This is a genomic window from Pseudonocardia sp. D17, assembly GCF_036984265.1.
Lineage (GTDB): Bacteria > Actinomycetota > Actinomycetes > Mycobacteriales > Pseudonocardiaceae > Pseudonocardia > Pseudonocardia benzenivorans.
In genome coordinates, this window is sequence record NZ_BPRG01000241.1 from 53,044 (window position 1) to 79,195 (window position 26,152).

Below are 26,152 nucleotides of genomic sequence, written 5' to 3' on the forward strand. Positions count from 1 at the left end.
CCGAGCGCACGCGTCGACGGGGTGAGAGTGGACATGAACGGTGGCTACGAGGGCCCGACGCGTCCCGTCGGTCGCGGCGGCCCCCCGCCACCTCCGCCTCCGTCGCGCCCTCGTCGCGGCCCCGGTCCGGGCTGGGGGCAGCCGCAGCGACCGCGCCAGGCCGTGCCCCCTCCGCCGGGGCGCCGGCCATCGACGCGAGTGCTGCCCACCACCCCGGCAGGCGACCGCCCGCCGGTCCGGCTCGACCCGGCACGGCGCCCGCCGCCGCCCGCGGCCGCCGCGCGCCCGAAGCGCCGCGGCCGGTGGCGTCGCCGCATCCTCGCGGTCGTCGCCGTGCTGCTCCTGCTGCTCATCGGGTTCGGCGTCTACCTCGACGTCAACCTCCAGCGCACCGACGCCCTGCCCGCCGACAGCGCCGCGACGTCGGAGGGCACGAACTGGCTGATCGTCGGCTCGGACAGCCGGGCGGGACTCACCAGCGAGCAGGAGCAGGAGCTCGCGACGGGCGGTGACGTCGGCCAGCGCACCGACACGATCATGCTGCTGCACGACGGTGCCTCCGGCCCCGTGCTCGTGAGCATCCCGCGCGACTCCTACGTCCCGATCGCGGGCCACGGCTCGGCGAAGATCAACGCGTCGTACTCGTTCGGCGGGGCGCGGCTGCTGGTGCAGACCGTCGAGGCGGCCACCGGCCTGCACATCGACCACTACGCCGAGATCGGCTTCGGCGGCTTCGTCGGCGCGGTCGACGCGGTGGGCGGGGTGGACATGTGCATCCCGGAGGCGATCAAGGACCCGAAGGCGGGCCTGGACATCAAGGCCGGGTGCCAGGAGCTCGACGGCGGCACCGCGCTGGGCTACGTCCGGACCCGTGCGACGCCCGGCTCCGACTTCGATCGCGTCGCTCGTCAGCGCGCGTTCCTCTCGGCCCTGATCAGCAAGGCCACCAGCCCGGCGACCCTGGTCAACCCGTTCCGGGTCGTCCCGCTGGGCAGCGCCGTGACCGGCGCGATCACCGTCGACGACTCCGACCACATCTGGAACCTGGCGAGCCTGGGCTTCGCGATGCGCGGGGTCTCGGGCGGCAGCGGTGTCGCGACGACCGTCCCCGTCGGCAGCACGCCGACCATCGGCGGCGAGTCCGTCGTGCGCTGGGACAAGACCCGGGCGCAGGCGTTGTTCGGCGCGCTCGCCAAGGACCAGGCGCCGCCGAAGTCCGCGCTGGGACCCTGAGGCCGCAGGGGACCGACCCGCGACGGACGGTCGTCGTCAGGCGGGCTTGCGCGTCCGCCTGCGCGGCGCGGTCTCCTCGGCGGCCGTGTCGTCCCCGGCGGCCTTGCCCTTCTTCGTCGACCGGCGGGCGCGGGTCTTGGGCTTCTCCTCTTCCTCGGGCCCGGCCTTCTCCGGGGCCTTCTCCGGGGCCTTCTCCGGGGCCTTCTCCGGGGCCTTCTCCGGGGCCGGCGTCTCGTCGCTGCCCGCGGCGGTGTCGGCCTTCTTCGCCGGCCCGCCCCTGGCCGCCTCGACGCTGCGCTGCAGGGCCGTGAGCAGGTCGGTCATGCTGTCGCCGTCGTCGGCCGGCTTCTCCTCGACCGGCGCGGGCCGGGTGTCGCCGGTGGTCCGCTTGCGGTCGATCATCTCCGCGACGGCGTCGCGGTACTCGTCGGTGAAGTCCGACGGTTCGAAGTCGGCACCGAGGCTCTCGACGAGCGAGGCCGCCATCTGCAGCTCCTGGGGCCGCAGCTCGACGTCGGCGTCGAGGATGTCGAACTCCGGCTCGCGGACCTCGTCGGGCCACAGCATCGTCTGCAGGACGATCGCCTTGCCCCGCACGCGCAGCAGCGCCAGCGTCTCGCGCTGCCGCAGCGCCACCTTGACCACCGCCATCCGGTCGGTGTCGGTGAGCGCCTCGCGCAGCAGCGCGTAGGGCTTGGCGGCCTTGGTTTCCGGCTCCAGGTAGTAGCTCTTGTCGAACAGCAGCGGGTCGATCTGGTCGGACGGCACGAACTCGATGACGTCGATCTCGTGCCCGGTGGCCACCGGCAGCGAGTCGAGGTCGGACTCGTCGAGCGTGATCAGCTCGCCGTCCTCGGTCTCGTAGCCCTTGACGATGTCGGCGTACTCGACCTCCTCGCCGTCGATCGAGCAGGTCCGCTTGTAGCGGATCCGACCACCGTCGGTGGCGTGCACCTGGTGGAACCGGATGTCGTGGTTGGTCGTCGCGGAGTACAGCTTCACCGGCACGCTGACCAGCCCGAACGAAACCGCTCCGCTCCACATCGCACGCATGGCGTACCTGTACCCAGCCTTCCCCGTCGGCCGTCCGGCACGCCTGGAACCGACCCGAACAGCGCAGCGTGACGACATCTGGTGACAGCATGACGGTGTGCAGCCCATGCTCGCCACCCCCGGCGCGCTCCCGACCGGCCCCGGATGGGTCTACGAGGTCAAGTGGGACGGCATGCGGCTGCTCGCCGACGTCCGCGACGGGCTCGTCCGGCTGCTCACCCGGGGCGGGCGCGACGTGGCGGGCAGCTTCCCTGAGCTCGCCCGGCTCGACGCCGTCGCCCCGGACCTGCTGCTCGACGGCGAGGTCGTCCTGCTCGACCGCGGCGTCCCCAGCTTCACCGCGCTCACCGAGCGCATCCACGGCGCCGTCAGCCCTGCGCGGGCGGCAGCCCGGCCGGTCACCTTCATGGTGTCCGACGTGCTGCGCCTCTACGGCGTCGACCTCACCGCGCGGCCGCTGGAGGAGCGCCGCGGCACGTTGGAACGCCTGGACCTGACGCGCGTGCCCGCCGTCTCGCTCTCGCCGTCCTACACCGACGGCAGCGCGCTGCTCGCCGCGACGGCGCAGCGGGGGATGGAGGGGATCGTCGCGAAACGGGCCGACAGCCCCTACACACCGGGACGGCGTACGGCCTGGATCGAGGTGACCCACCGGCTCACCCGGACGTGCGTCGTCGGCGGCTGGCGCCCGGAACGCTCGAACCCGACGCGGATCGCGGCGCTGCTGGTCGGCGTGCCCGGGCGCGACGGCCTGCGATTCGCGGGCCGGGTCACCGCGGGGCTGGCGGGCGACGCGGTGCAGCGCATCCTGCACGGCGCCCTCGACGGCCTGACGACGGTCGCGCCCCCGTTCGACGAGCCCCTTCTCCGTGTCGACGGGGCGGGCGCGCGGTGGTGCGAGCCGCTCGTCGTCGCCGAGGTCGCGCACGCGGGAACCGAGGGCGGTCGGCTGGTGCGGCCGGAGTTCCGGGGGCTGCGCGACGATCTCGACCCCGCCGACGTCGACCCCTTCCCGGCGCCCGCCGGCTGACAGTGGCACCCGGTGCTGTCACCCGGGCAGGGTGCGCGCCAGGATGGTGCCCCGACAGCTCGAGAAGGGGGCACACATGGATTTCGACGCGCTCAAGGGCAAGGCCGAGGAGCTGCTCAACGAGCACGGCGACAAGATCGAGGCGGGCGTCGAGAAGCTGGGCGACGTCGTCAAGGACAAGTACGGGCACGCGGAGCAGGTCGACACCGTCGTCGACAAGATCAAGGACTTCGTCCCCGATCAACCGCCCGCTCCCGGGCAGTGACCTGCCGTGATCGTGCGGTGAACGCCGCTCCTGCCCGGTTCCCCTGGGCAGGAGCGGATGCTCGCAACCGGCTACCGTGTGGCCGATGAGCGAGCCTTGGCGAGCGAAGGGTCGGCACTGTGCTTGCGCGCAGCGCCGGCCGAGCCCCGGCGAGGGAGAGCGATGAGCGAGCCTTGGCGAGCGAAGGGTCGGCACAGTGCTTGCGCGCAGCGCCGACCGAGCCCCGGCGAGGGAGAGCGATGAGCGAGCCTTGGCGAGCGAAGGGTCGGCACTGTGCTTGCGCGCAGCGCCGACCGAGCCCCGGCGAGGGAGAGCGATGAGCGGCATGGTGACGTGGCAGGCGGAGGACGAGGTCGGCCTGGAGGGCGCCCGGGTCCTCATCGGACCCACGGGCTTCCGCGCGCTCGGCCGGGTCGTGCGGACCGGCCCCCACGGCGAGCTCACGGCGTCTTACCGGCTCACGCTCAACGAGGACCACTCCGTCGAGCGCCTGTCGGTGACGGCGGCGACCGCCGAGCGCGAGCGGCACCTGACGATGAACCGCACCGAGGACGGCTTCTGGCTGCTCGACGACGGCTCCGGCAGCACGCGGTCGGACTACGACGGCGCGATCGACGTCGACCTCGAGCGCAGCCCGCTGTTCAACACGCTCCCGATCCGCAGGCTGGGCCTGCACACCGAGCACGGTGACCACGTGATCCCCGTGCTGTTCGTGTCGTTGCCGACGCTCTCGGTCGAGCTGGTCGACCAGCACTATCGCACGGTGTCCGTCGTGGACGGTGACGCTCCCGCGGTGGTCAACTTCAGCTCCGGCGAGTTCAGCGCCGACCTCACCGTCGACGCCGACGGGATCGTCGACCACTACCCGGGGCTGGCCCGCCGGGTCAGGGCGATCGAACCGGTGGCCTGACCCTTCGGTCAGTCGTCCCGGTCGGTCAGTCGTTCCAGCCCACGAGGACCTCGCCGCGCCGGCCCAGCTCCCGCAGCTCCGCGAGGACCCCCGGTCGCAGCGACACCCGCTGGGTGAGCGGGTCGCGCGTCGCCGCCCAGCGCTGCCGCGCGAGGTAGCCGGCCTGCACGGTGGCCGCGAGGCCCCCGGTCGACGCGAGCGCCCCGCGCATCGCCCCGAGCCGGCCCAGTGCCTCGTCGACCGCCGCGAGCAGCGCGTCCCGGTTCCCCTCGCACATCGCCAGCACCAGCTCGGGGCGCGTCCCCGCGACGCGGGTGCCGTCGGCGAAGGAGCCGGCCGACAGCGCGAGCGGCAGGTCGTCGTCGGGCTCGCCGGCGCCGACCGCGGCGAGCACCGCGGCCAGCAGGTGGGGCAGGTGGCTGATCCGGGCGACGGCCAGGTCGTGCTCGTCGGCGGCCGCGGGCACGACGTGCGACCCGCACGCCCAGGCCAGCTCCGCGACGTCGGCCCAGACCTCGAGGTCGAGCCCGTCGTCGGCCATCACGACCCACGCCGCGCCGGTGAAGAGCCCGGCACTCGCGGCCGTCCAGCCCGACTCGGCGGTCCCGGCCATCGGATGGCCGCCGACGTAGCGGGCCCGCGGGGCGTACCGCGCGACGTCGTCGGCGACCGCGACCTTCACGCTGACCGCGTCGGTCAGCCGCACGGTCGGGGCGACGGCGTCGACGCGACGCAACACCTCGGGCAGGACCGGCAACGGTGTCGCCAGCACGACGAGCGCATCGGCCTGCGCGGCCCGGCGCAGGGCCGCGTCGAGGTCGGTGGTGACGTCGAAGCCGTCGGCACGGGCCTGCTCGGCCGTGCCCTCCGACGCGCTCGTGCCCCACGCGGTCCGGCCGGCCTTGTCGGCGGCCCGGAGCAGCGACCCGCCGATCAGGCCCGTTCCGACGACGCACAGTGCGCGCTCACCCATGCGGCGGAACGGTACGCGGGGGCGGGTCGCCGCCCGCGCCCGGCTCAGGACCGCTCGATCGCCGCCGCCACCCGCAGCACGCCGCGCTCCTCCAGCCGCACCCCGGCGATCTGCACGCCGACGGGCAGCTCGCCCTGGTCGACCCGGCCGGGCACCGACACCGCGGGCCAGCCCGTCAGGTTGAACGGCAGCGTCAGCGCGAGCAGGGCCGGGCGGACCGTCACGTCGCGACCGCCGACCTCCACCGACTCCGCGCCGATCGGGGTGGCGCGCACCCGCGTCGTCGGCAGTACGAGCGCGTCGATGCCGTCGCAGGCCGTCCGGATCTCCGCGGTCAGCCGGACGCGGGCCCGCTGCGCGTCGATGTACTCGGTCGCGGTGAGGTTCGCGTTCGGCTCGAGGCGCTCGAGCGTCGCCGGCTGGTAGTCCGCGCGGCGGGCGGCGAGCAGGTCCCGGTGGGTCGCGTACGCCTCGGCGTTGACGGTCGTGAAGTACAGCGGGGCGAGCTCGTCGATCGCGGGGATCTCGATCTCGGTGATCTGCGCACCGGCCTTCTCCAGCCGCGCGACGGCGTCGCGGGTCGTCTCGACGATCACCGGGTCCGCGGCCTCCCAGTAGGGGCCGGTGGGCACGCCGATCCGCACGCCCGAGACCCCCGGCTGCTGGATGCCGCCACCGGTGCCGTCGGGCCGGGCGAGGACGTCCCACACGACGCTCGCGCCGTGCACGTCGGCGGTCAGCACCCCGACGTGGTCGCACGTGTCCGACAGCGGGAAGACGCGCTCGGTCGAGAGCCGCCCGCGCGTCGGCTTGAGCCCGACGACCCCGCACAGCGCCGCCGGGACGCGCACGCTCGCGCCCGTGTCGGTGCCCAGCGTCAGCGCGAGGTGCCCGGCCGCGACGGCCGCCGCCGATCCCGACGACGAGCCGCCGGTGATCCGCGTCGGGTCGTGCGGGTTGCGGGCGGGACCGGAGACCGAGACGTCGCCGGTGGGCCCGTAGGCGAACTCGTGGGTGTGCAGCTTCCCGACGACGACCGCGCCCGCCTCCCGCAGCCGCGCCACGACCGGGTTGTCGGCCTCCGCGGGGGCGGCGTCGGCGAGGACCGCCGAGCCGCAGCGTGTCGGCAGGCCCTCGACGTCGATGATGTCCTTCACCCCGACCGCGACCCCGTGCAACGGCCCGCGCCACTCGCCGCGGCCCAGCTCCTCGGTGCGGGCGGCGGCGTCGGCGAGCGCGCGCTCCTCGTCGAGCGTGACGACCGCGTTCGTCGTGTCGCCGCGCAGCCGGTCGAGGACGTCGCGGACGTGCTCGGTGGGGGAGAGCTCGCCGGAGCGCAGGTCGAGGGACAGGTCGCGGATCGAGAACGTCACGGGCCAAGCTTGCCTCCCCGCCGGGAGGCCGCCGCGCGCCGGGGGGTCAGCTCGCCGCCAGCGCCTCGAGTGCCAGGCCCGCGTACAGCGCGACGCCCGTGGGCATCGCGGATTCGTCGAAGACGACCCGGTTGGAGTGGTTCGACGGTGCCGTCGCGAGATCGACCCCGGGCGGGCACGCCCCCAGGAACGCGAGCGCCCCCGGGACCTCGCGCAGGACGTAGGAGAAGTCCTCCGCGCCCATGATCGGGTCGGGCATCTCGACGGCGCGTCGGCTTCCGAGCAGCCGGCCCGCCAGATCCGTGACCTGCGCGGCCGCCTGCCGGTCGTTCGCGGTCACCGGGTAGCCCGAACTGATCCGCACGTCGGCCTCGCAGCCGTGGGCCAGCGCGGTGTGCCGGCACACGCGCTGGATCTCGTCGTGCAGCAGCCGGCGGACCGGCTCGGCCATCGTCCGCAGGGTGCCCTCCATCTCGGCGGACTCGGGGATGACGTTGTTCGTGGTCCCCGCGGTGATCCGGGCGATGGTGAGCACGGCCGCCTGGTGGGCGTCGACACGGCGGGTCAGCATGGTCTGCAGCGCACCGACCATGGCCGCGGCGGCGGGGACCGGGTCGACCGCGTCGTGCGGGGCCGAGGCATGGCCGCCGCGGCCCGTCACCGTCACGGTCACGGTGTCGGCGGCGGCCATGATCGGGCCGGGTCGGGTGTGCACCTCGCCGCTGGGCAACGTCGCGCTGACGTGCAGGGCGTAGGCGGCCTCCGGCATGCCCGCGGGGCCACCCGGACCGAGCAGACCCTCGTCGATCATGTGACGGGCGCCGTGGAAGCCCTCCTCGCCCGGCTGGAACATCAGCAGCACCCGCCCCGCCAGGTCCTCGCGCGACTCCGCCAGCAGCCGGGCCGCCGAGGCCAGCATCGCGACGTGCGCGTCGTGCCCGCATGCGTGCATCGCGCCGTCGACCGTCGAGGTGAACTCGACGCCGGTGTCCTCGTGCAGCGGCAGGGCGTCCATGTCGGCCCGCAGCAGCACCGTCGGGCCCGGCCGGGCGCCGTCGAGGACGGCGACGACCGAACTCACCTCGCGCCCGAGGTGGATGCGGACCGGGAGGTCGGCGAGGGCGCCGAGCACGGCGTCCTGCGTGCCCGGCAGGTGCAGCCCGATCTCCGGGTGGCGGTGCACCGCTCGGCGCAGTGCGACGGTCCGCGGCTGCAGGGCGCGCGCACGGCGGTGGAGGTCGTCGAGACGCGCGTCGGCCGGGGACATGCGGTGATCCTCGCACTGCTCGGCCGCACTGCCACCGGGTGACAGGAGAGCGAAGTTGCGGCTGTGACGTGGACCATAAGACGTCACAGGCTTACGGTAGTGCCATGGCGGTGCAGAGCGTCCAGGCGCGCGACGACACGCGTGACCAGGCCCTGCCCGGGTACGCGGTCGCCGCGATCCGGGAGGAGGGCCGTTGGCGGTGCATATCGTTGGACGTGGCCGCCCTGCACGATCTCGACGCCGCCATCACCGAGCTGCGCGCCCTGCGTTCCACCGGCGCGGTCGTCGGGCTGCTCGACGTCGACGACGAGTTCTTCGTGCTGCTGCGCCCGGTGCCCGGCGGGGTGTCGCTCCTCGTGTCCGACGCCGTGGCCGCGCTCGACTACGACGTCGCCGCCGACGTGCTCGACCTGTTGCGCGTCGAGCTGCCGTCCGACGGTGAGGACGCGTTGTGGCCCGAGGGCGACCTCGCGATCCTGGCCGACCTGGGGCTGCCGGCCGAGGAGCTCGAGGTGCTGGTCAACGAGCTCGAGCTCTATCCCGACGAGCAGCTCGCCGCGATCGGCCGCCGCTGCGGTTTCGCCGACGCGCTCGCCGCGGTCGTCGACGCGCGCTGAACGCCGCCGGGCATGCTCGTGGCGTGATCCCCGGACCCGACGACGAGCGGCTCGTCCGGCGCGCGATCGACGTCGCCCGTGGCGCGCTCGGCACCGGTGACGTGCCGATCGGCGCCGTGGTCGTCGACGCGTCGGGCGCGGAGGTCGCCACCGCCTGCAACGCCCGTGAAGCGCTGGGCGATCCCACCGCCCACGCCGAGATCCTCGCGCTGCGCGCCGCCGCGGCCGTGCTCGGGGAGTGGCGGCTCACCGGCTGCACGCTCGTCGTGACGCTGGAGCCGTGCACGATGTGCGCCGGCGCGATCTGGCTGGCCCGGGTGCCGCGGGTGGTGTTCGGGGCCTGGGAGCCGCGGACCGGCGCCGCCGGATCGCTGTGGGACGTCCTGCGCGACCGCAGGCTCAACCATCGCCCCGAGGTCGTCGGCGGGGTGCTGGCCGACGAGTGCGCCGCGCTCCTGGAGGACTTCTTCGGCGAGCTCCGCTGAGGCCCGGCGCCTCGGCTGCCGAGGCTAGGGTCGTCCGGTGCCGGAGCCTCGTGTGCAACGTGTGGCCGCCTACGTCGTCTGCGTCGAGGACGGCCGGGTCCTGCTCACCCGGCTGACGCCCGCGCTCGGCTCGCGCTGGACGCTCCCCGGTGGCGGCGTGGAGCACGGCGAGGACCCCCTCGACACCGCCGTCCGTGAGGCGGCCGAGGAGACCGGGCTCGACGTCCGGGTCGACGACCTGCTCACCGTCGACTCCCTCCACGTCGTCCGCGACCACACCGGCGCGGAGATCGACCACCACGCGATCCGGATCATCTACTCGGGCACGGTCGTCGGCGGGACGCTGCGCGACGAGGTCGACGGCTCCAGCGACGCCGCGGCGTGGGTCCCCGTCGCCGCCGTGAGCGGGTTGGCACAGGTCAGTCTCGTCAAGATCGGGTTGGCGGCGTGGCGGGCGGCGCAGCGGCCCCTCCCCGGCGCCGGGGTCGTGGAGGGCGCCGGGTAAGCTCGTCGGCGGTAGCGTGTCCGAGCGGCCGAAGGAGCACGCCTCGAAAGCGTGTGAGGGTTCACGCCCTCCGTGGGTTCAAATCCCACCGCTACCGCCAGCCTGAACAGGCGAAACGCCGGGCCTCCCGATCAGGGAGCGCCCGGCGTTCGTCGTCTCGGGCGCCGGTCACGACACCAGCTTCAGCCCCACGACACCCCCGACGATCGCGGCCAGGCAGACGAAGCGGACGAGCGTCGCCGGCTCGCCGAGGACGACCATCCCGTAGAGCGCCGTCCCGACCGCGCCGATCCCGACCCAGACGACATACGCGGTCCCGACCGGCAGCGTCCGCAGCGACCACGCCAGCCCGACCATGCTCGCGACCAGCGCGACGCCGAACACGACCGACGGCAGTGGCCGGTTGAAGCCCTCCGACCGGGACAGGGCGCTCGCCCACACCGTCTCGAGGATCCCCGACAACACCAGCACGATCCATGCCATGGCACGCCTCCGTGGGCGTCGTCTTGTCGTGCCGGGTACGACGCACTCGTCCGGGGCGGCCGCGGCGGCGGCTCCACGGCCAGGCTACCGGTCTCCCGACATCTGGACGGTGGCGTCGCGCACCCGCCGTAATGTACGGTCATTCCGTCGCTGGCAGGTGGGGAGGCGCCATGTCGCAAAGGACGCTCCGCGTGGTCCGTGACGTGGCCGACGACCAGGCCGGTGACCTGGCCTGTGACACGGCCGGCGTCGTGTCGTCCGGCCTGCCCACCGTCCCGGCCGCCCAGGTCGTGCGGGCGCAGGGCACCGGCGCGTTCGTGCTCGACGTCCGCGACCACCGGCAGTTCGCCGTCGGGCACCTGCCCGGGTCGGTCAACGTCGGACTGGACGACCCCGCGTTCGTCGACGTCTGTGCGGGCCTGCTGGCCCCGGGCGTCGAGATCGTCGTCGTCGGCCCGGTCGGGCCGGCGGAGCGGGCGGCGGAGCTCCTGCGCGCCGAGGGGCTCGGGCCGGTCGTCGGTCGGCTGGCCGATCCCGGCGCCGCGTCCGTGTCGCGCCGGACGTGCGTCGCGGGGACCGGCACATCCACGGAGCCGGGCACCGTCGTGGAGTCGGGCACCGTCTCGCGGCCCGGCGCGGACGGCGGCTGCGGGCAGGTCGTCGACGTGCGGGAGTGCGGCGGCCCGTCGCCGCGTGGCGCGCTGCGCATCCCGCTCGACGAGCTGCTCGGCCGGCTGGTCGAGCTGCGGCCCGATGCGACCGTCACGGTGCTCGACGACGACGGACGTCGTTCCTCGACCGCCGCGTCGCTCCTGCGCGCCTGCGGTTTCGCCGACGTCGTCGAGATGCTCGCCGGTGCGCCCGCCGTGCGCCCACGGCTGCGTCTGCTCGCGAGCGCGTGATCGCCGGCGTCTGATCGTCGGCGGGTGATCCTCGCTGCGTGATCGACAGGGCCTGATCGTGCCCTCATTTCACCATCTGCCGTGCCTGTGAGACAGATCCCACGGTCGGCCATGGTCCAGAACGGACGCCTCTGGCACCGTAATTGCTTGCGGTTTACTAAATAATCTTGCCCGGCGATCCCGGGCCATACGGACGGTGACGTGACCACGCACTCGGAACCAGAAGCGACACCCGACGCGGCGCCGGGCGTGACCCGATCCGGCGCGGCACTGCTCTCCCACCGACAGGTCCGGCGCATCCTGCCGGCCGCGGTGATGTTCACCTGGCTCGGCCCGTTCTCGATGGACGCCTACAGCCCGGCGTTCCCCGCCATCCAGTCGGAGTTCGCGACCTCCGACGGCATGGTCCAGGCAACCCTCGCGACGACGTTGATCGGCCTGTCGGTCGGGCAGCTGATCGTGGGCCCGCTGAGCGACCGCTTCGGCCGCCGCCGACCGTTGACGATCGGGCTGGCGGGCTACGTCGTCGCGTCGGTGCTGTGCTCGTTCGCCTGGTCGATCGAGGTCCTGATCGGCGCGCGGCTGCTGCAGGGCTTCAGCGCCGCCGCGGGCATCGCCGTCGCCCGCGCCGTCGCGCGCGACGTCCACTCGGGTGCGACGCTCGCCCGGTTCTACTCGCTGCTCGCGGCATCGACGGCGTTGGCGCCCATGATCGCTCCGATCCTGGGGGCCGGCCTTCTCGAGCTGGGCCTGTCCTGGCGGTTCATCTTCGGTCTGACGTTGGCGCTGGGCGTCGTGGGTCTGGGCCTGGTGGTGTTCGTCCTGCCCGAGACCCATCCCGACCGGATCGGCGGACGGACGCCGCCGACCCCCGCCGAGCGGGCCCGGCGCAAGGCCGACGGTGAGTCGCACCTGGGTCTCTGGTCGCTGCTGCGTCGCAGGCACGTGTTCGTCAGCGCGCTCGTCCTCGGCTCCGTCGGCGCCGCGATGATCGCGCAGCTCGCCGGGCTCTCGTTCTACCTGCAGACCGAGCGCGGCCTCGGTCCGGGTGCCTACAGCGCGATCTTCGCCGTCAACGCGGCAGGCCTCGTGCTGGCCAACAACGTCAACCGGCTGCTGCTGCGACGGTTCACCGCCCAGCGGCTGCTGTCGGTCGCGACGCCGGTGATGCTGCTCGCCGCGCTCACGTTCGCGGCGCTGTTGCGCGCGGGCGCGCCGCTGCCGGTCGCGCTGCCCGCGCTGTTCGCCTTCATGAGCTGCTGGGGCTTCGTGATGCCCAACGCCGTGTCGGTCGGGATGGCGGTCGAGCGGCACGCCGCCGGGCGGGCGTCGGCGATCCTGGGGGTGGCGCAGTTCGGCTTCTCGGCGTTCGTGGCGCCGGTGGTCGGCATCCTGCCGGCGGTCCTCGGGGTGCCGTCGATGGCCGTGGTCATGGTCATCTGCCTCGCGGTCGCCGTCACGGTCCAGCTGGTGTCGCGGGCGCGGCTGCCGCGCCGGCCGAGGGAGGTTCCGGTCGTACCGCAGGAGCTCGCCGACTCCGCAGCGCAACCGACCTGTCGCGCTGCGGGCTGATCGTGGCGGACGCCCACTGAGTTCTTACCCGGAGTTCTTACCCTCTGTTGACCCTGCTCGTCGAAACTCTCCGTAGCCTCGGGGAGGGCCGAACGGGAAGGAGCGGGACGAGGTGAACGGACGGGCGGCACGCGTCGTGACCGTGGGCTTCGCCGTCGTCGTCTGGTCGATCACCCACGCGCTCACCCACGAGGCCATGAGCCGCGCCCATGAGGAGACGGGCGGAGCCGTCCCGGGTGCATCCGTCGGACGGCTCGCGCTCGGCGCGGCCGCACTGGTGCTGGTCTCGGGCATCGCCGCCGCGATGGCCGGACGTCCCGCCGACCTCCGCCGGCGGCGTCGGCCGCGCGCCGGCGGTTCGCTCGCCGGACCGGCCGCGTTCGTGGGCGCCGAGGCGGTCACCCACATCGGTGCCGGCCATGCTGCTCCGCCGATCGCGCTGCTGGTCGCGGCGCTCGTCGTGCACGCGGTCGTCGGCACGGTGTGCCATCAGCTCTGGTCGACGGGCCGGGCCGAGCGGGTCCTCGCGCTGCTGACGTTCCGGCCGGGGGAGCGCCCCGCCGGAGCCGGCGACCCGACGGACGCCGACCGCAGCTGGGCCACGGGCGTCAGCCGGTGGTGGGTGTCGAGCAGGGGACCGCCCCGGGACACGACCGTCCCGAGCCCCACCACCACCCTCGCGCCGCTGCCGGCCTGACCCGACACGGGCCCACCGGCCTGTCGTGCGCGTCTCCGTCGAGAGGCCTTTCGTGCTGCTCACCAACGCCCGCTCCCGCCCGCTGCTGAAGGCGATCCGCCACAAGCTGTGGAGCGCAGTCCAGAACGTCGAGCGTCCCGCCGAGTCCGGCGTGCACATCGACCCCGCCGAGGTCCCGCCCGTCGACATGTCCACGCGCAGCCGCTGGCACCGCGAGGCCGTCGCCAGCCCCGAGATGGCCGCGTTCCACGAGGTGCTGCGCGTCGACGGCCGCAGTGTCCGCGAGTCCGTGCTCGACGACCTCGCCACCTTCTACGAGACGACGCCCGAGGAGGCCCGGCGTCGCTGCCTGCACTGGGAGCAGATCAGCGTGCAGGAATGGGCCGAGGCCGGCGGCGACGAGGGCGACCGCGGCCGCGTCGAGTTCTACCGGACGACCCGCTCCTGGTCCTACGACCTGATGTGGTGGGCGTACCTGCAGTCCGAGGGGCACGCCGACCCGTCGAACGTCGTCGCGGTGCGGTTCCTCCAGGAGTGGGCGCCCGGGCGGCGGCACCTCGACTTCGGGTCCGGTGTCGGCGTCACCACACAGCTGTTCGCGGCGCTCGGCTGGGACTCGACCATGGCCGACCTGTCGTCGACGCTGCTCGACTTCGCCCGCTTCCGGATCGAACGCCGCGGCGGCCACCCCACCGCGATCGACCTGCTCGACCAGACGCTGCCCGCGGGCGGCTACGACGCGATCACCGCGATCGACACCCTCGCGCACGTCCCGGACATCAACGAGACGGCCCGCACGCTGCACGCCGCGCTCGGCCCCGACGGCGTCCTCGTGACGAACCTCGACATCCGGGAGGCCGCGCCGGAGACCGTCTGGCACCTGCACGACGACGCCAAGCGCGCCGAGTACGACCTGCGTCGCGCCGGGTTCGTCCCGCTGGCGACGATGGGCTACGACATGACCGGCTACCGGAAGGTCCCCGCGTCGGGTCCGCGGTTCCGGCTGTTCGTGTTCACGTCGTGGCTGCTGCTGGTCAGTCCGCCGCGCCGCTGGGCGGCCGCGGCGACCCGACCGCTGCTGCGGGGGCTCTACCGGCTGCGCGAGCGGCTGCGGGGCGGTCGCCGACAGGACGGGTGACCTGCGCCACGCGCCGGTACCGTCGGAGGATGGCGTGTGTGTTGGTGCTCGGCATCGATCCCTACGCGATTCCCGGCCTCCCGGCCGACGACGTGCAGCAGGCGCTCGACGCCGAGCTGCGCCGGTTCGGCGACCACGGGCTCGAGGCGTCGATGACCTTGGTCCCGCTCGACGCGTCGGCACTGGTGACGGTGGCGGCGGCGCTGGAGGCGCGGGCCTGGGACGTCGTGGTCGTCGGCGGCGGGCTCCGCAAACCCGAGGCGTTGCTGGAGCTGTTCGAGCAGGTGGTGAACCTGATTCGCCGCGAGGTCCCGAAAGCGGCGATCGCCTTCAACACCAGCGGCGGCGACAGCGTCGAGGCCGCGCTGCGCTGGCTGCCGGCGCAGACCACGACCTGAACGCCGGCGCCGCCCGGCACCGGGCGAGCCCGGGCACCGAGCGGCGCGGGTGGGTGGGTCAGACCGCGGCGGGTGCCCGGTTCCGGTCGACGTTGCCTGGGTTGGGCGGGTAGTCCGCGTCGGCGGTGCTGCCGTCCTTGTGGAAGCGGCCGTCCTTCATGATGTAGTTCAGCTTCGTCTGGTCCTGCAGGACGGTGATGTCGGCGAGCGGGTCACCGTCGACGAGCAGCAGGTCGGCGAGGTAGCCGGGCTGCACCTTGCCCAGCTCGTCGGGCCGCAGCATGATCTCCCCGCCCCACGCGGTGGCCGAGATGATCGCCTCCATCGGCGTGAAGCCGAGCAGCGTCACGAAGTGCTCGAGGTCGCGGGCGTAGGTGCCGTGCGGGGTCCACGCGAAGCCGTAGTCGCCGCCCGGCAGCACCTTGATGCCGCGACGGTGCATCTCGCGCAGGCCGTCGATCGCGGTCTCCAGCTCCTTCTTGTAGCCGACGGCCTCGGCCGCCTCCTGCGGGAACCCGAACGACTCCGCCTCGTAGAGCGTCGCGACGAGCCAGTTGATGCCGGGCGCGACGAACACCCAGTCCTTGTTGGCCTCGAGCATGTCCATGCCCTCGGCGTCGGTGAAGCTGGCGTGGTAGATGACGTCGACGTGGTTGCGCACGCACATCTTGACGCTCTCGGCGCTGCGGGCGTGGGCGCAGACGCGCTTGCCGCGCCGGTGCGCCTCGGCGACCGCGGCGGCGACCTCCTCGTCGGAGAAGTAGGTGTCCTCGGCGCGCTGCGTACCGGTGATCTCCTCGCCGGTCATCGACAGCTTGATCTGGTCGACGCCGATGTCGATCAGCTCGCGGACCGCCTTGCGCATGCCTTCGGGACCGTCGGCGAACTTGGTGATCGACTTGATCAACGCGCCGCCGGTCACCGCGATCTCGGGACCGTTCGCGAGGTAGCGGGGGCCCGGGACGCGACCCGCGTCGATCGCGTCGCGGCAGACGACGTCGAGCCGCTCCTTCGCCGATGCCGCGCCCAGGCACATGGTGTAGCCGGAGTCGATGTAGGTCTTCGCCGACTCGAGGCAGAACAGCAGGTGCTCCTCGACGGGCATGGTCCCCAGACCGTCGAGGTCGGCGGAGTTGTTCCAGGAGAAGTGGGTGTGCGCGTCGCACAGGCCCGACATCAGGGTGCGACCACGGCCCTCGACGACCCGCGCGCCCTCGGCGGACGCGGCGTCGACGGTGCCGACGGCGGCGATGCGGTCGTCCTCGACCAGGACGTCGCCGCGATACGGGTCGGCGCCGGTGGAATCGAGGATCGAGACGTCGCGGAACAGGATCTTGCTGGTGGGCACGGCGGCCCCTCCTCTTCGTCGAGAAGCGCTGGCTACAGGAAGGCGCGCAGGCGGTCGGTGACCGGACGCGCCGCCTCGAGCGCAGTCCAGTGGCCCACGCCGGGAAGGACGTCGACGGTCGCCGAACCGTGCGCGTCGGCGAGCTCGCGGCTCGCGTCGGGCGGCCCGACCTTGTCCTCGTCGCCGGTGATCAGCAGCAGCGGCAGCGAGGGGTCGACGGGCCCGGGGTCGGTCGCCGCGGCGAGCGCCTCGCAGTTGCGCGCGTAGCCCTCCGGGTCCTGACGCATCACGAGCTCGCGGACGAACGCGGCGATCTCGGGGTGCTGCGTGCGGGTCGTCTCGGACAGCCCGTTGGCGACGACGCCCGGCGCCACCGCGGCGGTGCCGTCGGCGCGCAGGACGGCCGCGCGGTCGCGCTGGGCCTGGCGGCCGGCGTCGGCCGGCTCGCGGACGGTGCCGAGCAGCGCGAGGGACCGCACCCGCTCGGGATGGCGAGCGGCGAACGTCCGCACGACGAGCGTGCCCATCGAGTGCCCGACGACGGCCGCCGACTCGATGCCCAGCTCGTCCATGACGCCGAGGAGGTCCTCGGCGTGCGACTCGATGCTGATGCCCTCGGCGAGGTCGGAACGCCCGGCACCGGCGGAGTCGACCCGGACGACGGTGTGCGTCGCGGCGAGCGCGTCGGCCTGCACCTGGTAGAAGTTCGAGGTCCCGCCCAGCCCGTGGACCAGCAGGACCGCGGGTCCGCTGCCCTCGACCTCGACGGCCAGTTCCTTGCCGTTGACCTTCACTCTGCTCCCTCGTGTTGCGGTTGCGGCGGCTCAGACGATGCGGCTGCGCTGGCGGCCGAGCCCGGTCACCGAGATCTCGACGACATCGCCCGGCGCGAGGAAGCGCGGCGGGTCGAAGCCGATCCCGACGCCGGCGGGCGTACCCGTGGCGATGACGTCGCCCGGCTCCAGCGTGATGCCGGCCGAGATGGTGGCGACGAGCTCCGGGATGTCGAAGATCAGGTCCTTCACCGGCGCGGACTGCCGGGGCTCGCCGTTGACGCTGCTCTCGACCTGCAGGGCCGAGACGTCGGCGATCTCGTCGGCCGAGACGGCGTAGGGCCCCATCGGGCAGTGCGTGTCCAGCGACTTGCCCAGCAGCCACTGCGAGTGCCTGCGCTGCAGGTCGCGGGCGGTGACGTCGTCGACGATCGTGTAGCCCCACACGTGCTCGAACGCGGCCTCGCGGGGGATGCCGCGGCCACCCCGTCCGACGATCACCGCGAGCTCGGCCTCGTAGTCGAGCTCCGAGGTGACGCCGGCGTGGGCGAGGACGTCGTCGAACGGTCCGGTGACCGCCGTCGTCGCCTTGGAGAAGACGACGGGGTGCTCCGGCAGGTCCTCCGACCGGTCGGGCCTGTCGTAGCCGCTGCGGCCGAACTCCGCGACGTGGGCGCGGTAGTTCTTGCCGACGCAGAAGACGTTGCGCCGGGGGCGCGGGATCGGTGCGAGCAGCCGCACGGAGTCCAGCGGCCGGGCCGCGAGCGACGGCGCGCGCTCGGCGAGGACGGGCCCGAGCGTCGACCAGTCCTCGATCACCTCGAGCACGCCGGCGCCGGCCGACAGCAGCTCGCTGACGTCGCGGACCTCGCCGGTCCCGTCATCGGCCACCCCCACGCGCGGCGCAGCGCCGGTCGCGTCGGTGAAGGTCACCAGCTTCATGTGCAACCAATCTGAACCAATGAAACCAATTCGGTCGACCCGACCGTACGCCGCGCTCGGAGGGCTGTCGAGTGCTGGTGGTCGAGCGCTGGTGGTGGCCGAGATTATTGGTCCGAATTGGTATCGACGCGGTGCATCCGGGATAGGGTGTCGGCCATGCAGACGGTCGAGCAGACCCTGCGGGCCCTGCTGACCGAGGGCACCCAGGACGGCACGCTGCGCCCGGGGTCGAAGCTGCCCACCGAGCGCGAACTGGTCGAGCGGCTGGCCGCGCCGCGCAGCGCGATCCGCCGGGCGCTGGAGATCCTCGAACGCGATGGCGTGGTGATCCGGCACGTCGGACGCGGCACGTTCCTCACCGAGGTCGCCGTCCAGCAGGTCGACGGGGCGCCCGCCGACACCAGCCCCGCCGAGATCATGCAGGTCCGGCTGCTGCTCGAACCCCAGGTGGCCATGCTGGCCGCCCGGGTGGCCACCCAGGCCGACCTCGACCGGATCGGGGAGTGCCTCGCCGCCGGCGGCGCGTCCGACGACTTCGAGGGTTTCGAGTCGTGGGACGCCCGGCTGCACCGCGCCATCGCGAAGGCCGCGCACAACGGCCTGCTGATGAACATGTTCGACGTCCTCAACACCGCGCGGGCGCTACCGGTGTGGGGCTCGCTCAAGCGCCGGACGTCGAGCCCCGAACGACGGCGGTGCTACCACGAGGAGCACACCGCCGTCGTCGACGCGCTGCGCGACCGCGATCCCGACGCCGCCGGCGCCGCGATGCGCGCGCACCTGCAGCACGTGTCGGACAACCTGCTCGGCAGGGGCTGAGCGCTACCGCAGGTGCCGCTCCAGGAAGCGGTCGGCGTCCTCGCCCGCGTGCTCCGGGACCCCGGTGTGCCCACCCATGTTGGCGTGCAACGACTTCTCCGGCGACCCGAGGGCATCGAACAGGTCGAGGGCCTGCTGCCGGTCGTTGCCCTCGTCGTCCCACTGCAGCAGGACGTGCACCGGGACGGTGACCTTCCGGGCCTCGTCGACGACGGCGCGCGGCACCCAGCTCCCGGCGAACAGCACGGCTGCCGCGATCCGCGGCTCGACCCGCGCGAGGCGCACGCCGATGCTGATGATCCCGCCCGTGTAGGCGACCCGGCCGTCGATCCCGGGCAGCGCGTCGAGGAGTGCCTGCCACTCCGGAACCGCCTGGTCGACGAGCGGGAGGACCAGCCCGTCGACGACGTCGTCGGGGACCCTCTCGCCGGCCTGCACCGCCCGCCGCAGGTCGGCGCGGGCGTCGTCGAGCGCGGGGATGCGCGGGCGGTCGCCGCTTCCCGGGTTCTCGATCGTGGCCGCCGCGAAGCCCCGCGCGACCGCGTGCCGGGCCCGCGCCGCGAGCCGCGGGTGCATCCGGCGCAGGTCGCCGGGGTGGCCGAGCAGGACGAGCGGCGCCCTCTCGGACCCCGGCGACCACAGGGTGCCGGGGATGTCGCCGAGCAGGAAGCCGCGTTCGCGGACGCCGTCGTCGAGAAGCGTCTCTTCGGTGAAGTTCAGGTCCATGGTCGTGCCCTTCGGGAGTGCTGGAACGGCGCTCCCGGGCGACCTACCGCCCGACCGTGACCCCTGAGGAGAGCACCCACGTCGAAACGTTCACGGGTACCACCTCCTCGGGCCGGCGCACGGTCGTCGGCAAGTTAGCAGTCGTCGCCGTTGCGCTCCACGGATTTCCGCGCGCCGCCATCGAACGACGAACGCCGGGCCGCCCTGTTCGGGCGGCCCGGCGTCGTCGCTGCTCCGGGTGGCGGAGGATAGGGGATTCGAACCCCTGAGGGATTGCTCCCAACACGCTTTCCAAGCGTGCGCCCTAGGCCACTAGGCGAATCCTCCGCGTCGGAGCATAGCGACCGCTCGTCGTGGCCCCCGCGGCGGGACCGCCGCGCGGGGAGCCGCTACACTCGACCACGGACTCCGCGCGGCGCGCATCCTGTGAACTCCCCCAGGGCCGGAAGGCAGCAAGGGTCAACGGGCTCTGCCGGGTGCGCGGAGTCCCCTTTGTGTCCGGTCCGCGCGGTCGGCGCCCGCCCTCCCCGGTGTCGGCACCGGTGGGTAGCCTCGCGGGCGTGGCGCTGGCTCTGTACCGGAAGTACCGCCCGGCCAAGTTCGCCGAGGTGGTGGGCCAGGAGCACGTCACCGAGCCGCTCGGGGTCGCCCTCACGGCCGGCAGGATCAACCACGCGTACCTGTTCTCCGGGCCGCGCGGCTGCGGCAAGACGTCGTCGGCACGGATCCTCGCGCGATCGCTGAACTGCGAGCTGGGCCCGACGCCCGACCCCTGCGGCGTCTGCCCGTCCTGCATCGCGCTGGCGCCGGAGGGTCCCGGCTCGATCGACGTCGTCGAGCTCGACGCGGCGTCGCACGGCGGTGTCGACGACGCCCGCGAGCTGCGCGACCGCGCCTTCTACGCGCCGGCCGAGTCGCGGTACCGGGTGTTCATCGTCGACGAGGCGCACATGGTCACGACGCAGGGCTTCAACGCCCTGCTCAAGATCGTCGAGGAGCCGCCGGACCACCTCGTCTTCATCTTCGCGACGACCGAGCCCGAGAAGGTGCTGCCGACCATCCGGTCGCGCACCCACCACTACCCGTTCCGGCTGATCCCGCCCGGCACGCTGCGCGCGCTGCTCGAGCGGATCTGCGCCGAGGAGGGCGTCACCGTCGCGCCTGCGGTGTACCCGTTGGTCATCCGCGCGGGCGGGGGATCGGCGCGCGACACCCTCTCCGTGCTCGACCAGCTGCTGGCCGGCGCGGGGGAGGAGGGTGTCACCTACGAGCGCGCGGTCGCGCTGCTCGGGGTCACCGACGTCGCGCTGGTCGACGACGTCGTCGACGGGCTCGCCGCGGGTGACTCGGCAGCGGTGTACGAGGCGGTCGACCGGCTCGTGGAGGCCGGGCACGATCCGCGCCGGTTCGCCGCCGACCTCATGCAACGCCTGCGCGACCTCATGCTCCTGCAGGCGGTGCCCGATGCCGCGGGCCAGGGCATCGTCGAGGCCGCCGACGACGAGATCTCGCGGATGATGGAACAGGCCGGCAAGATCGGCCCCGCGACGCTGGCCCGCTACGGCGACATCGTCCACACCGGGCTCACCGAGATGCGTGGCGCGACGGCTCCGCGGCTGCTCCTGGAGCTGCTCTGTGCGCGGATGCTGCTGCCGGCGGCCACCACGTCCGACGCCGCGCTGCTCGAACGGCTCGAGCGGCTGGAGCGCCGGGCCTCGATCGAGGGGCCGCCGGAGCCGGGGGCGTCGTCCGAGGGCGAGGGCCCTGCCGCAGGGAAGCGGCAGTTCGCGCGCCCGTCCCAGCGCCGGACCGACGCCCCGGCGCAGCCGCCCACGGCCGCGGAGCAGGCCGCCGCCCCCGAACCACGCCCGACGGCGGCCGTTTCGGCCCGGGCTCCGGAGCCTGCGCCGGTTCCCGGGCCCGCCGTGCCGCAGGCGTCGCACGACCTCACCGAGGAACCGGGACGGTCCGCCCGCCCCGCGGAGCCCGATCGCGCCGTCGCGGCGGCCGGGGGAGCCGATGCGGACGAGGAGCGGGCGCCCGCCCGGCCGCAGGCGGAGGTGCCACCCGCCGACCGCCCCGCACCCGCCGGCCCGGGCCGGCCCCCGGCCGAACCGCCCCGCGGCGACCACCCGGCCGCCGAGCGGGCCTCGGAGGCGGCAGCCGCGGCCGCCGGGACGCCGACGGCCCCGGCCCGGCCCGATCTGCGGCCCGATCAGCGGCCCGATCAGCAACGCCCCGCCGCGCAGCAGCGCACGGAGCGCGCCGAGCCGGCTGTGCCGCCGGCCCCTCCGGCCCCCGAACCGACCTCTCCTGTGTCGACCTCTCCTGTGTCGACCTCTCCTGTGTCGACCTCTCCTGTGTCGACCTCTCCTGGGCCGACCTCTCCTGGGCCGACCTCTCCTGGGCCGGCCGGCTCGGAGCCGCCCGGCCCCGGGCCAACTGCCCAGGCGCCGACCGCCCCTGCGCCGACCGGCTCGGAGCCGCCCGCGCCTGCGCCGACCGGCTCGGAGCCGCCCGCGCCGATGTCCCGCGGGATCGACGCCGCCGCGGTCCGCCGCGTCTGGCCGGAGATCCTCTCGGCGACGAAGCAGCGCAAGATGCGCACGCACGCGCTGCTGGTCACGGCCACCGTCCGGACCGTCGCCGACGACACCCTCGTCCTCGCGGCGGGCACTGCCGCGCTGGCCCGCCTGCTGTCGGAGCAGAGCAACCTCGACATCATCGCCGATGCCCTCAACGCGGTCCTCGGCGTCCGCTGGCGGGTGCGGTGCGAGTTCGGCGACGCGGCCCCGCCGGCGCAGGCCGCCCCGCAGCGCCGCGAACCCGCCGTCCCGTCCGGCCGTCGCGACCAGGGTCGGCCGAGCGCCGAGCGCGGCGCGCCCCCGCGCCGGCGCAGCGCCCCAGACGACGGCATCCCGCTCCCGCCCGAGCCGCCGTCCGACGAGGCCCCGCCGGAGGACGACGAGGAGGCGATGATGGCCGAGGCCGCGGCCGACTCGGGCAACGGTCCGGTCGAGCGCCGCGACCCCGAGGAGGCGGCGATCGAGCTGCTCGCGGCGGAGCTCGGGGCGAAGGCGATCGACCGGCCCTGACCGCTGACCGCGGAAAAGGGTGAATCGGACGGAACAGGGGTGCTGGCACCCGCGTCCCGGGCCTCCGACCTGCGTAGGCTCCGCCGACGTGTCCACCATCGAGTCGCCGACCACCGATGTCACGACGGGGCTGACGGCCGCCGAGGTCGCCGAACGCGTCGCCGCGGGACAGACCAACGACGTCCCCTCCCGGGCCAGCCGGACCGTCGGCGAGATCGTCCGGGCGAACGTCTTCACCCGGTTCAACGCCATCGTCGGCGTGCTGTTCGCGATCATCCTGGTGATCGGCCCCATCCAGGACGGCCTGTTCGGCTTCGTCATCCTGATCAACACGGGCATCGGGATCTTCCAGGAGCTGCGCGCCAAGCGGACCCTGGAGCGGCTCGCGATCGTCGGGGAGGCCCGGCCCCGGGTCCGTCGCGACGGGACGACGGCCGAGCTCTCGCCCGGCGAGGTGGTCCTCGGCGACGTGATCGAGCTGGGGCCGGGCGACAAGATCGTCGTCGACGGCGTCGTGCTGGCCGCGGACGGGCTCGAGGTGGACGAGTCCCTGCTCACCGGCGAGTCCGATCCCGTGCACAAGCTGCCCGGCGACCAGGTGCTCTCGGGCAGCTTCGTGGCCGCGGGCGGCGGCGCGCACCAGGCGACGAAGGTCGGGCGCGAGGCCTACGCGGCGCGGCTCGCCGAGGAGGCCAGCAAGTTCACGCTGGTCAACTCCGAGCTGCGGTCGGGGATCAACCGCATCCTGAAGATCATCACCTACCTGCTCGTCCCGGCGGCGGCGCTGATCATCTGGAGCCAGTTCCGCACGGTGGGCAACGACCTGCCGGAGGCGTTGCGCGGCATGGTCGCCGCCCTCGTGCCGATGGTTCCCGAGGGGCTCGTGCTGCTGACGAGCATCGCGTTCGCGGTCGGGGTCATCCGGCTCGGCAAGCGCAACTGCCTGGTCCAGGAGCTGCCCGCGATCGAGGGCCTCGCGCGCGTCGACACCGTCTGCGCGGACAAGACCGGCACGCTCACCGAGAACGGCATGCGGCTGTCCCGCGTCGACGCGCTCGGCGGGCACGCGGAGGCCGACGCCCGCGATGTGCTCGGGGCGCTCGGCGTCGCCGACAAGCGGCCCAACGCGAGCCTTGCCGCGATCGCCGAGGCGTGCCCGCCGCCGCAGTGGACCGTCGTCACCACCCAGCCGTTCTCGTCGGCGCGCAAGTGGAGCGGGGCGAGCTTCGCCGAGCACGGCAACTGGGTGCTCGGTGCGCCGGACGTGCTGCTCCCCGAGGACAGCGCCGAGCGCGCCGAGGCCGAGCGCATCGGCGCCGACGGCCTGCGCGTGCTGCTGCTCGGCCGCGGTTCCCGCGTCGTCGACGACCCGGCCGGACCGGGTGACGTCGAGGCCGTGGCCCTCGTCGTGCTGGAGCAGAAGGTGCGTCCGGAGGCGGCCGACACCCTCGCGTACTTCGCGGAGCAGAACGTCGACGTCAAGGTCATCTCCGGCGACAACGCGGTGTCCGTCGCGGCCGTGGCGTCGTCGCTGGGACTGACCGGCGCGCACGCGCCCGTCGACGCCCGCGAGCTGCCCGAGGCGAAGGAGTCGCTCGCCGACGAGGTCGACGCCGGCACCGTCTTCGGCCGCGTCACCCCCGCACAGAAGCGCTCCATGGTCGGCGCGCTGCAGTCGCGCGGGCACACGGTCGCCATGACCGGCGACGGCGTCAATGACGTCCTCGCGCTCAAGGACGCCGACATCGGCGTCGCGATGGGCTCGGGCAGCCCCGCGACGCGCGCTGTCGCCCAGATCGTCCTGCTCGACGACTCCTTCGCGACCTTGCCGCACGTCGTCGCCGAGGGCCGGCGGGTGATCGGCAACATCGAGCGCGTCGCCAACCTGTTCCTGACCAAGACCGTCTACTCGGTGCTGCTGGCCATCGCGATCGGCGCCATCGGCGTGCCGTTCCCGTTCCTGCCGCGGCACCTGACGCTCATCGGCTCGCTCACGATCGGTATCCCGGCGTTCTTCCTGGCACTGGCCCCCAACACCGAGCGGGCCCGGACGGGCTTCGTCAAGCGGGTCCTGCGGCTGGCCGCGCCGTCGGGGATCATCGCGGGCGCCGGGACCGTCGTGACGTACCTGATCGTGCGCACCGACCCGACGGCCACGAGCATCCAGCAGAGCACGGCGGCCGTGCTGACGCTGTACCTGATCGCGACGGGCGTGCTCGTCGTCGTCGCCCGGCCGTTCGTGTGGTGGAAGGCCGTGCTGGTCGTGGCCTCGCTCGCCGCGTTCGCGCACGCCCTGCTCTCGCCACTGCCGTTCGGCCGGGAGTTCTGGCAGCTCGACGCGGGCAACACCGCGACGATGCTGGTCGGGCTGGTCGTCGCGATCGTCGGCATCGTGCTGGTGGAGGTCGCGAACCTGGTGATCACCCGTCGGCTCGCCCGCGCCACCCCCGCCCCGGCCTCGGACTGAGGCCGGCGGCCCGCGAGCGTGTCGTCAGCGTGAGGAGACCGCGCTGACGGCACGTCCCGACTCGGCGGCCTCGGCGCGGCGGGCGAGCCGGCCGGCGATCGCGGCGCAGGCCATCAGCTGGATCATGTGGAACAGCATGATCGGCAGGACGATCGCCCCGACCTGGGCGCCCGCGAAGAGCACGCCGGCCATGGGCAGGCCGGTCGCCAGGCTCTTCTTCGAGCCGCAGAACATGATCGTGATGCGGTCGACGTGGGTGAAGCCGCGCGGTCCGTACCAGGTCAGCAGCAGGACGGCGGCCAGCAGGGCGAGGCAGATCGCGACCAGGGTGAGCAGCGCGGGCACCGACAGCGTCCCCCAGATCCCCTCGGCCATGCCCTCGCTGAACGCGACGTAGACGACCAGCAGGATCGATCCGCGGTCGACGAGCACCAGGTGCTTCTTGTGCCGCGCGACCCAGCCGCCGATCCAGCGCCGGGCGAGCTGGCCGAGGACGAACGGCGCGAGCAACTGCAGGGCGACGTCGGCCACCGCGCCGCCGGAGATGCCGCCGTGCGAGGCGAGCAGCAGGCCGGCGAGCAGCGGCGTCACGACGATGCCCAGCAGGTTCGACAGCGACGCGGCGCAGATCGCCGCGGACACGTTGCCGCGTGCCAGCGAGGTGAACGCGATCGACGACTGCACCGTCGAGGGCAGGCAGCACAGGAACAGCACGCCGACGGCGAGCTCGTGCGGCAGCACGCTCGCCGGGAGCAGGGAGACCGCGAGACCGAGCAGCGGGAACAGCACGAAGGTCGCGAGGAGGACCGTGCCGTGCAGCCGCCAGTGGCGCAGCCCGTCCAGCGCTTCGCGCGTCGAGAGCCGCGCGCCGTAGAGGAAGAACAGCAGGCCGATGGCGACCGTCGTGGCGTGGCCGAAGCCGGTGGCGACGCCACCGCGGGCCGGGACGAGCGCCGCGATCCCGATGACGACGAGCAGCAGCACGATGAAGGCGTCGATCCGGACGCGGCGGAGGCGGGCGAGCACGTCGTCCACGGTCGACGGCATCCGGTCATTCGGAAACGGGCACGCCGAGCTGTCT

The 26,152-nt window shown here is 73.7% G+C and carries 24 protein-coding genes, 2 tRNA genes, 1 other RNA gene, 2 pseudogenes and 1 riboswitch; of the genes and pseudogenes, 18 read left to right on the forward strand and 11 right to left on the reverse strand.

The window, feature by feature from the left end; genetic code table 11:
• Window positions 1-198: 198 nt before the first annotated feature.
• Complete coding sequence (locus PSD17_RS33680) at window positions 199-1,233, forward strand: LCP family protein (protein ID WP_106096773.1); 1,035 nt, start codon at window positions 199-201, stop codon at window positions 1,231-1,233.
• Window positions 1,234-1,269: 36 nt separating this feature from the next.
• On the opposite strand, the gene ku is transcribed toward PSD17_RS33680, so the two are convergent.
• Entirely contained in the window at window positions 1,270-2,286 is a 1,017-nt protein-coding gene (ku, locus tag PSD17_RS33685; RefSeq protein WP_339126206.1) for a non-homologous end joining protein Ku, read from the reverse strand.
• A 106-nt stretch (window positions 2,287-2,392) separates the two neighbouring features.
• Here ku and PSD17_RS33690 point away from each other — a divergent pair, with 106 nt between their 5' ends.
• From PSD17_RS33690 to PSD17_RS33700, 3 genes are all read left to right on the forward strand, one after another.
• Window positions 2,393-3,316: an ATP-dependent DNA ligase gene (locus PSD17_RS33690; protein ID WP_339126297.1), complete on the forward strand. Its 924-nt coding sequence runs from the start codon at window positions 2,393-2,395 to the stop codon at window positions 3,314-3,316.
• 76 nt (window positions 3,317-3,392) lie between these two features.
• Window positions 3,393-3,581, forward strand: coding sequence for an antitoxin (locus tag PSD17_RS33695; RefSeq protein WP_013672543.1), 189 nt, complete (start codon window positions 3,393-3,395; stop codon window positions 3,579-3,581).
• Window positions 3,582-3,897: 316 nt separating this feature from the next.
• A complete protein-coding gene (locus PSD17_RS33700) occupies window positions 3,898-4,491 on the forward strand; it encodes a putative glycolipid-binding domain-containing protein (RefSeq protein WP_013672544.1) in 594 nt (197 codons plus the stop codon).
• Between the two features lie 25 nt (window positions 4,492-4,516).
• Here PSD17_RS33700 and PSD17_RS33705 read toward each other — a convergent pair whose 3' ends face one another.
• From PSD17_RS33705 to PSD17_RS33715, 3 genes are read right to left on the reverse strand one after another with little or no spacing between them, the layout of a single operon-like run.
• A complete protein-coding gene (locus PSD17_RS33705) occupies window positions 4,517-5,464 on the reverse strand; it encodes a prephenate dehydrogenase (protein ID WP_339126207.1) in 948 nt (315 codons plus the stop codon).
• Window positions 5,465-5,508: 44 nt separating this feature from the next.
• Complete coding sequence (locus PSD17_RS33710; RefSeq protein ID WP_339126208.1) at window positions 5,509-6,837, reverse strand: amidase; 1,329 nt, start codon at window positions 6,835-6,837, stop codon at window positions 5,509-5,511.
• 46 nt (window positions 6,838-6,883) lie between these two features.
• Window positions 6,884-8,104, reverse strand: coding sequence for a M20 metallopeptidase family protein (locus PSD17_RS33715; protein ID WP_013672547.1), 1,221 nt, complete (start codon window positions 8,102-8,104; stop codon window positions 6,884-6,886).
• Between the two features lie 104 nt (window positions 8,105-8,208).
• On the opposite strand from PSD17_RS33715, the gene PSD17_RS33720 reads away from it, so the two are divergent.
• From PSD17_RS33720 to PSD17_RS33735, 4 genes are all read left to right on the forward strand, one after another.
• Window positions 8,209-8,721, forward strand: coding sequence for a tRNA adenosine deaminase-associated protein (locus PSD17_RS33720; protein WP_013672548.1), 513 nt, complete (start codon window positions 8,209-8,211; stop codon window positions 8,719-8,721).
• A gap of 23 nt (window positions 8,722-8,744) precedes the next feature.
• Entirely contained in the window at window positions 8,745-9,206 is a 462-nt protein-coding gene (locus PSD17_RS33725; protein WP_013672549.1) for a nucleoside deaminase, read from the forward strand.
• Window positions 9,207-9,243: 37 nt separating this feature from the next.
• Window positions 9,244-9,711, forward strand: a complete 468-nt coding sequence (locus PSD17_RS33730; RefSeq protein WP_234027664.1) for an NUDIX domain-containing protein — start codon at window positions 9,244-9,246, stop codon at window positions 9,709-9,711.
• 10 nt (window positions 9,712-9,721) lie between these two features.
• Window positions 9,722-9,811, forward strand: a tRNA-Ser gene (locus tag PSD17_RS33735).
• Window positions 9,812-9,879: 68 nt separating this feature from the next.
• Here PSD17_RS33735 and PSD17_RS33740 read toward each other — a convergent pair.
• A complete protein-coding gene (locus PSD17_RS33740) occupies window positions 9,880-10,194 on the reverse strand; it encodes a DMT family transporter (RefSeq protein WP_339126209.1) in 315 nt (104 codons plus the stop codon).
• 12 nt (window positions 10,195-10,206) lie between these two features.
• A riboswitch (guanidine-III (ykkC-III) riboswitch) is annotated at window positions 10,207-10,271 on the reverse strand.
• A gap of 114 nt (window positions 10,272-10,385) precedes the next feature.
• Here PSD17_RS33740 and PSD17_RS33745 point away from each other — a divergent pair.
• The 5 genes from PSD17_RS33745 to PSD17_RS33765 all read left to right on the forward strand — a co-directional run bounded on the left by PSD17_RS33745 (window position 10,386) and on the right by PSD17_RS33765 (window position 14,901).
• A complete protein-coding gene (locus tag PSD17_RS33745; RefSeq protein ID WP_103382832.1) occupies window positions 10,386-11,096 on the forward strand; it encodes a rhodanese-like domain-containing protein in 711 nt (236 codons plus the stop codon).
• Window positions 11,097-11,297: 201 nt separating this feature from the next.
• Entirely contained in the window at window positions 11,298-12,668 is a 1,371-nt protein-coding gene (locus PSD17_RS33750; RefSeq protein ID WP_013672553.1) for a multidrug effflux MFS transporter, read from the forward strand.
• Window positions 12,669-12,780: 112 nt separating this feature from the next.
• A complete protein-coding gene (locus tag PSD17_RS33755) occupies window positions 12,781-13,365 on the forward strand; it encodes a hypothetical protein (protein ID WP_013672554.1) in 585 nt (194 codons plus the stop codon).
• A gap of 25 nt (window positions 13,366-13,390) precedes the next feature.
• The gene (locus PSD17_RS33760; protein WP_339126210.1) at window positions 13,391-14,503 is read left to right on the forward strand and encodes a class I SAM-dependent methyltransferase; all 1,113 of its coding nucleotides are present in this window, start codon (window positions 13,391-13,393) and stop codon (window positions 14,501-14,503) included.
• Window positions 14,504-14,532: 29 nt separating this feature from the next.
• Window positions 14,533-14,901, forward strand: coding sequence for a hypothetical protein (locus tag PSD17_RS33765; protein ID WP_041759181.1), 369 nt, complete (start codon window positions 14,533-14,535; stop codon window positions 14,899-14,901).
• 58 nt (window positions 14,902-14,959) lie between these two features.
• On the opposite strand, the gene PSD17_RS33770 is transcribed toward PSD17_RS33765, so the two are convergent.
• The 3 genes from PSD17_RS33770 to PSD17_RS33780 are packed head-to-tail and all read right to left on the reverse strand — an operon-like array spanning window position 14,960 to window position 17,964.
• On the reverse strand, window positions 14,960-16,249 hold the full coding sequence (locus tag PSD17_RS33770) for a metal-dependent hydrolase family protein (RefSeq protein ID WP_013672557.1): 1,290 nt from the start codon (window positions 16,247-16,249) through the stop codon (window positions 14,960-14,962).
• Window positions 16,250-16,281: 32 nt separating this feature from the next.
• Window positions 16,282-17,043: an alpha/beta fold hydrolase gene (locus tag PSD17_RS33775; RefSeq protein WP_013672558.1), complete on the reverse strand. Its 762-nt coding sequence runs from the start codon at window positions 17,041-17,043 to the stop codon at window positions 16,282-16,284.
• A gap of 30 nt (window positions 17,044-17,073) precedes the next feature.
• Window positions 17,074-17,964, reverse strand: a complete 891-nt coding sequence (locus PSD17_RS33780) for a fumarylacetoacetate hydrolase family protein (RefSeq protein ID WP_339126211.1) — start codon at window positions 17,962-17,964, stop codon at window positions 17,074-17,076.
• Window positions 17,965-18,120: 156 nt separating this feature from the next.
• Between PSD17_RS33780 and PSD17_RS33785 the strand changes: the two genes are divergently transcribed.
• The gene (locus PSD17_RS33785) at window positions 18,121-18,783 is read left to right on the forward strand and encodes a FadR/GntR family transcriptional regulator (RefSeq protein ID WP_339126212.1); all 663 of its coding nucleotides are present in this window, start codon (window positions 18,121-18,123) and stop codon (window positions 18,781-18,783) included.
• A 3-nt stretch (window positions 18,784-18,786) separates the two neighbouring features.
• Here PSD17_RS33785 and PSD17_RS33790 read toward each other — a convergent pair whose 3' ends face one another.
• Together PSD17_RS33790 and PSD17_RS33795 are read right to left on the reverse strand one after the other, a co-directional pair.
• Window positions 18,787-19,509 carry an alpha/beta hydrolase gene (locus PSD17_RS33790; RefSeq protein WP_339126213.1) on the reverse strand — a complete coding sequence of 241 codons (723 nt, stop codon included), beginning with the start codon at window positions 19,507-19,509 and terminating at the stop codon, window positions 18,787-18,789.
• A 239-nt stretch (window positions 19,510-19,748) separates the two neighbouring features.
• Window positions 19,749-19,836 (reverse strand) — tRNA-Ser (locus PSD17_RS33795).
• Between the two features lie 73 nt (window positions 19,837-19,909).
• On the opposite strand from PSD17_RS33795, the gene ffs reads away from it, so the two are divergent.
• The 4 genes and pseudogenes from ffs to PSD17_RS33810 all read left to right on the forward strand — a co-directional run bounded on the left by ffs (window position 19,910) and on the right by PSD17_RS33810 (window position 25,071).
• An RNA gene (gene ffs / locus PSD17_RS33800) (signal recognition particle sRNA small type) lies at window positions 19,910-20,004 on the forward strand.
• 65 nt (window positions 20,005-20,069) lie between these two features.
• Window positions 20,070-21,707 (forward strand): annotated as a pseudogene (locus PSD17_RS35535) (DNA polymerase III subunit gamma and tau); the annotation flags it as partial.
• A 152-nt stretch (window positions 21,708-21,859) separates the two neighbouring features.
• Window positions 21,860-22,627 (forward strand): annotated as a pseudogene (locus PSD17_RS35540) (hypothetical protein); the annotation flags it as partial.
• A gap of 65 nt (window positions 22,628-22,692) precedes the next feature.
• A complete protein-coding gene (locus PSD17_RS33810) occupies window positions 22,693-25,071 on the forward strand; it encodes an HAD-IC family P-type ATPase (protein ID WP_339126215.1) in 2,379 nt (792 codons plus the stop codon).
• 24 nt (window positions 25,072-25,095) lie between these two features.
• Here the strand turns inward: PSD17_RS33810 and PSD17_RS33815 are convergent, their stop codons facing one another.
• The gene (locus PSD17_RS33815; RefSeq protein WP_339126216.1) at window positions 25,096-26,118 is read right to left on the reverse strand and encodes a bile acid:sodium symporter family protein; all 1,023 of its coding nucleotides are present in this window, start codon (window positions 26,116-26,118) and stop codon (window positions 25,096-25,098) included.
• Between the last annotated feature and the right edge of the window lie 34 nt (window positions 26,119-26,152).

What these genes read in the sequence shown, in the direction of transcription:
- PSD17_RS33695 (WP_013672543.1), top strand. Translation starts at nt 3,393, where the DNA reads ATGGATTTCGACGCGCTCAAGGGCAAGGCCGAGGAGCTGCTCAACGAG.
- PSD17_RS33715 (WP_013672547.1), bottom strand. Translation starts at nt 8,104, where the DNA reads ATGTCCCCGGCCGACGCGCGTCTCGACGACCTCCACCGCCGTGCGCGC.
- PSD17_RS33765 (WP_041759181.1), top strand. Translation starts at nt 14,533, where the DNA reads ATGGCGTGTGTGTTGGTGCTCGGCATCGATCCCTACGCGATTCCCGGC.
- PSD17_RS33785 (WP_339126212.1), top strand. Translation starts at nt 18,121, where the DNA reads ATGCAGACGGTCGAGCAGACCCTGCGGGCCCTGCTGACCGAGGGCACC.
- PSD17_RS33780 (WP_339126211.1), bottom strand. Translation starts at nt 17,964, where the DNA reads ATGAAGCTGGTGACCTTCACCGACGCGACCGGCGCTGCGCCGCGCGTG.
- PSD17_RS33720 (WP_013672548.1), top strand. Translation starts at nt 8,209, where the DNA reads ATGGCGGTGCAGAGCGTCCAGGCGCGCGACGACACGCGTGACCAGGCC.
- ku (WP_339126206.1), bottom strand. Translation starts at nt 2,286, where the DNA reads ATGCGTGCGATGTGGAGCGGAGCGGTTTCGTTCGGGCTGGTCAGCGTG.
- PSD17_RS33790 (WP_339126213.1), bottom strand. Translation starts at nt 19,509, where the DNA reads ATGGACCTGAACTTCACCGAAGAGACGCTTCTCGACGACGGCGTCCGC.
- PSD17_RS33700 (WP_013672544.1), top strand. Translation starts at nt 3,898, where the DNA reads ATGAGCGGCATGGTGACGTGGCAGGCGGAGGACGAGGTCGGCCTGGAG.
- PSD17_RS33815 (WP_339126216.1), bottom strand. Translation starts at nt 26,118, where the DNA reads ATGCCGTCGACCGTGGACGACGTGCTCGCCCGCCTCCGCCGCGTCCGG.
- PSD17_RS33705 (WP_339126207.1), bottom strand. Translation starts at nt 5,464, where the DNA reads ATGGGTGAGCGCGCACTGTGCGTCGTCGGAACGGGCCTGATCGGCGGG.
- PSD17_RS33740 (WP_339126209.1), bottom strand. Translation starts at nt 10,194, where the DNA reads ATGGCATGGATCGTGCTGGTGTTGTCGGGGATCCTCGAGACGGTGTGG.
- PSD17_RS33690 (WP_339126297.1), top strand. Translation starts at nt 2,393, where the DNA reads ATGCTCGCCACCCCCGGCGCGCTCCCGACCGGCCCCGGATGGGTCTAC.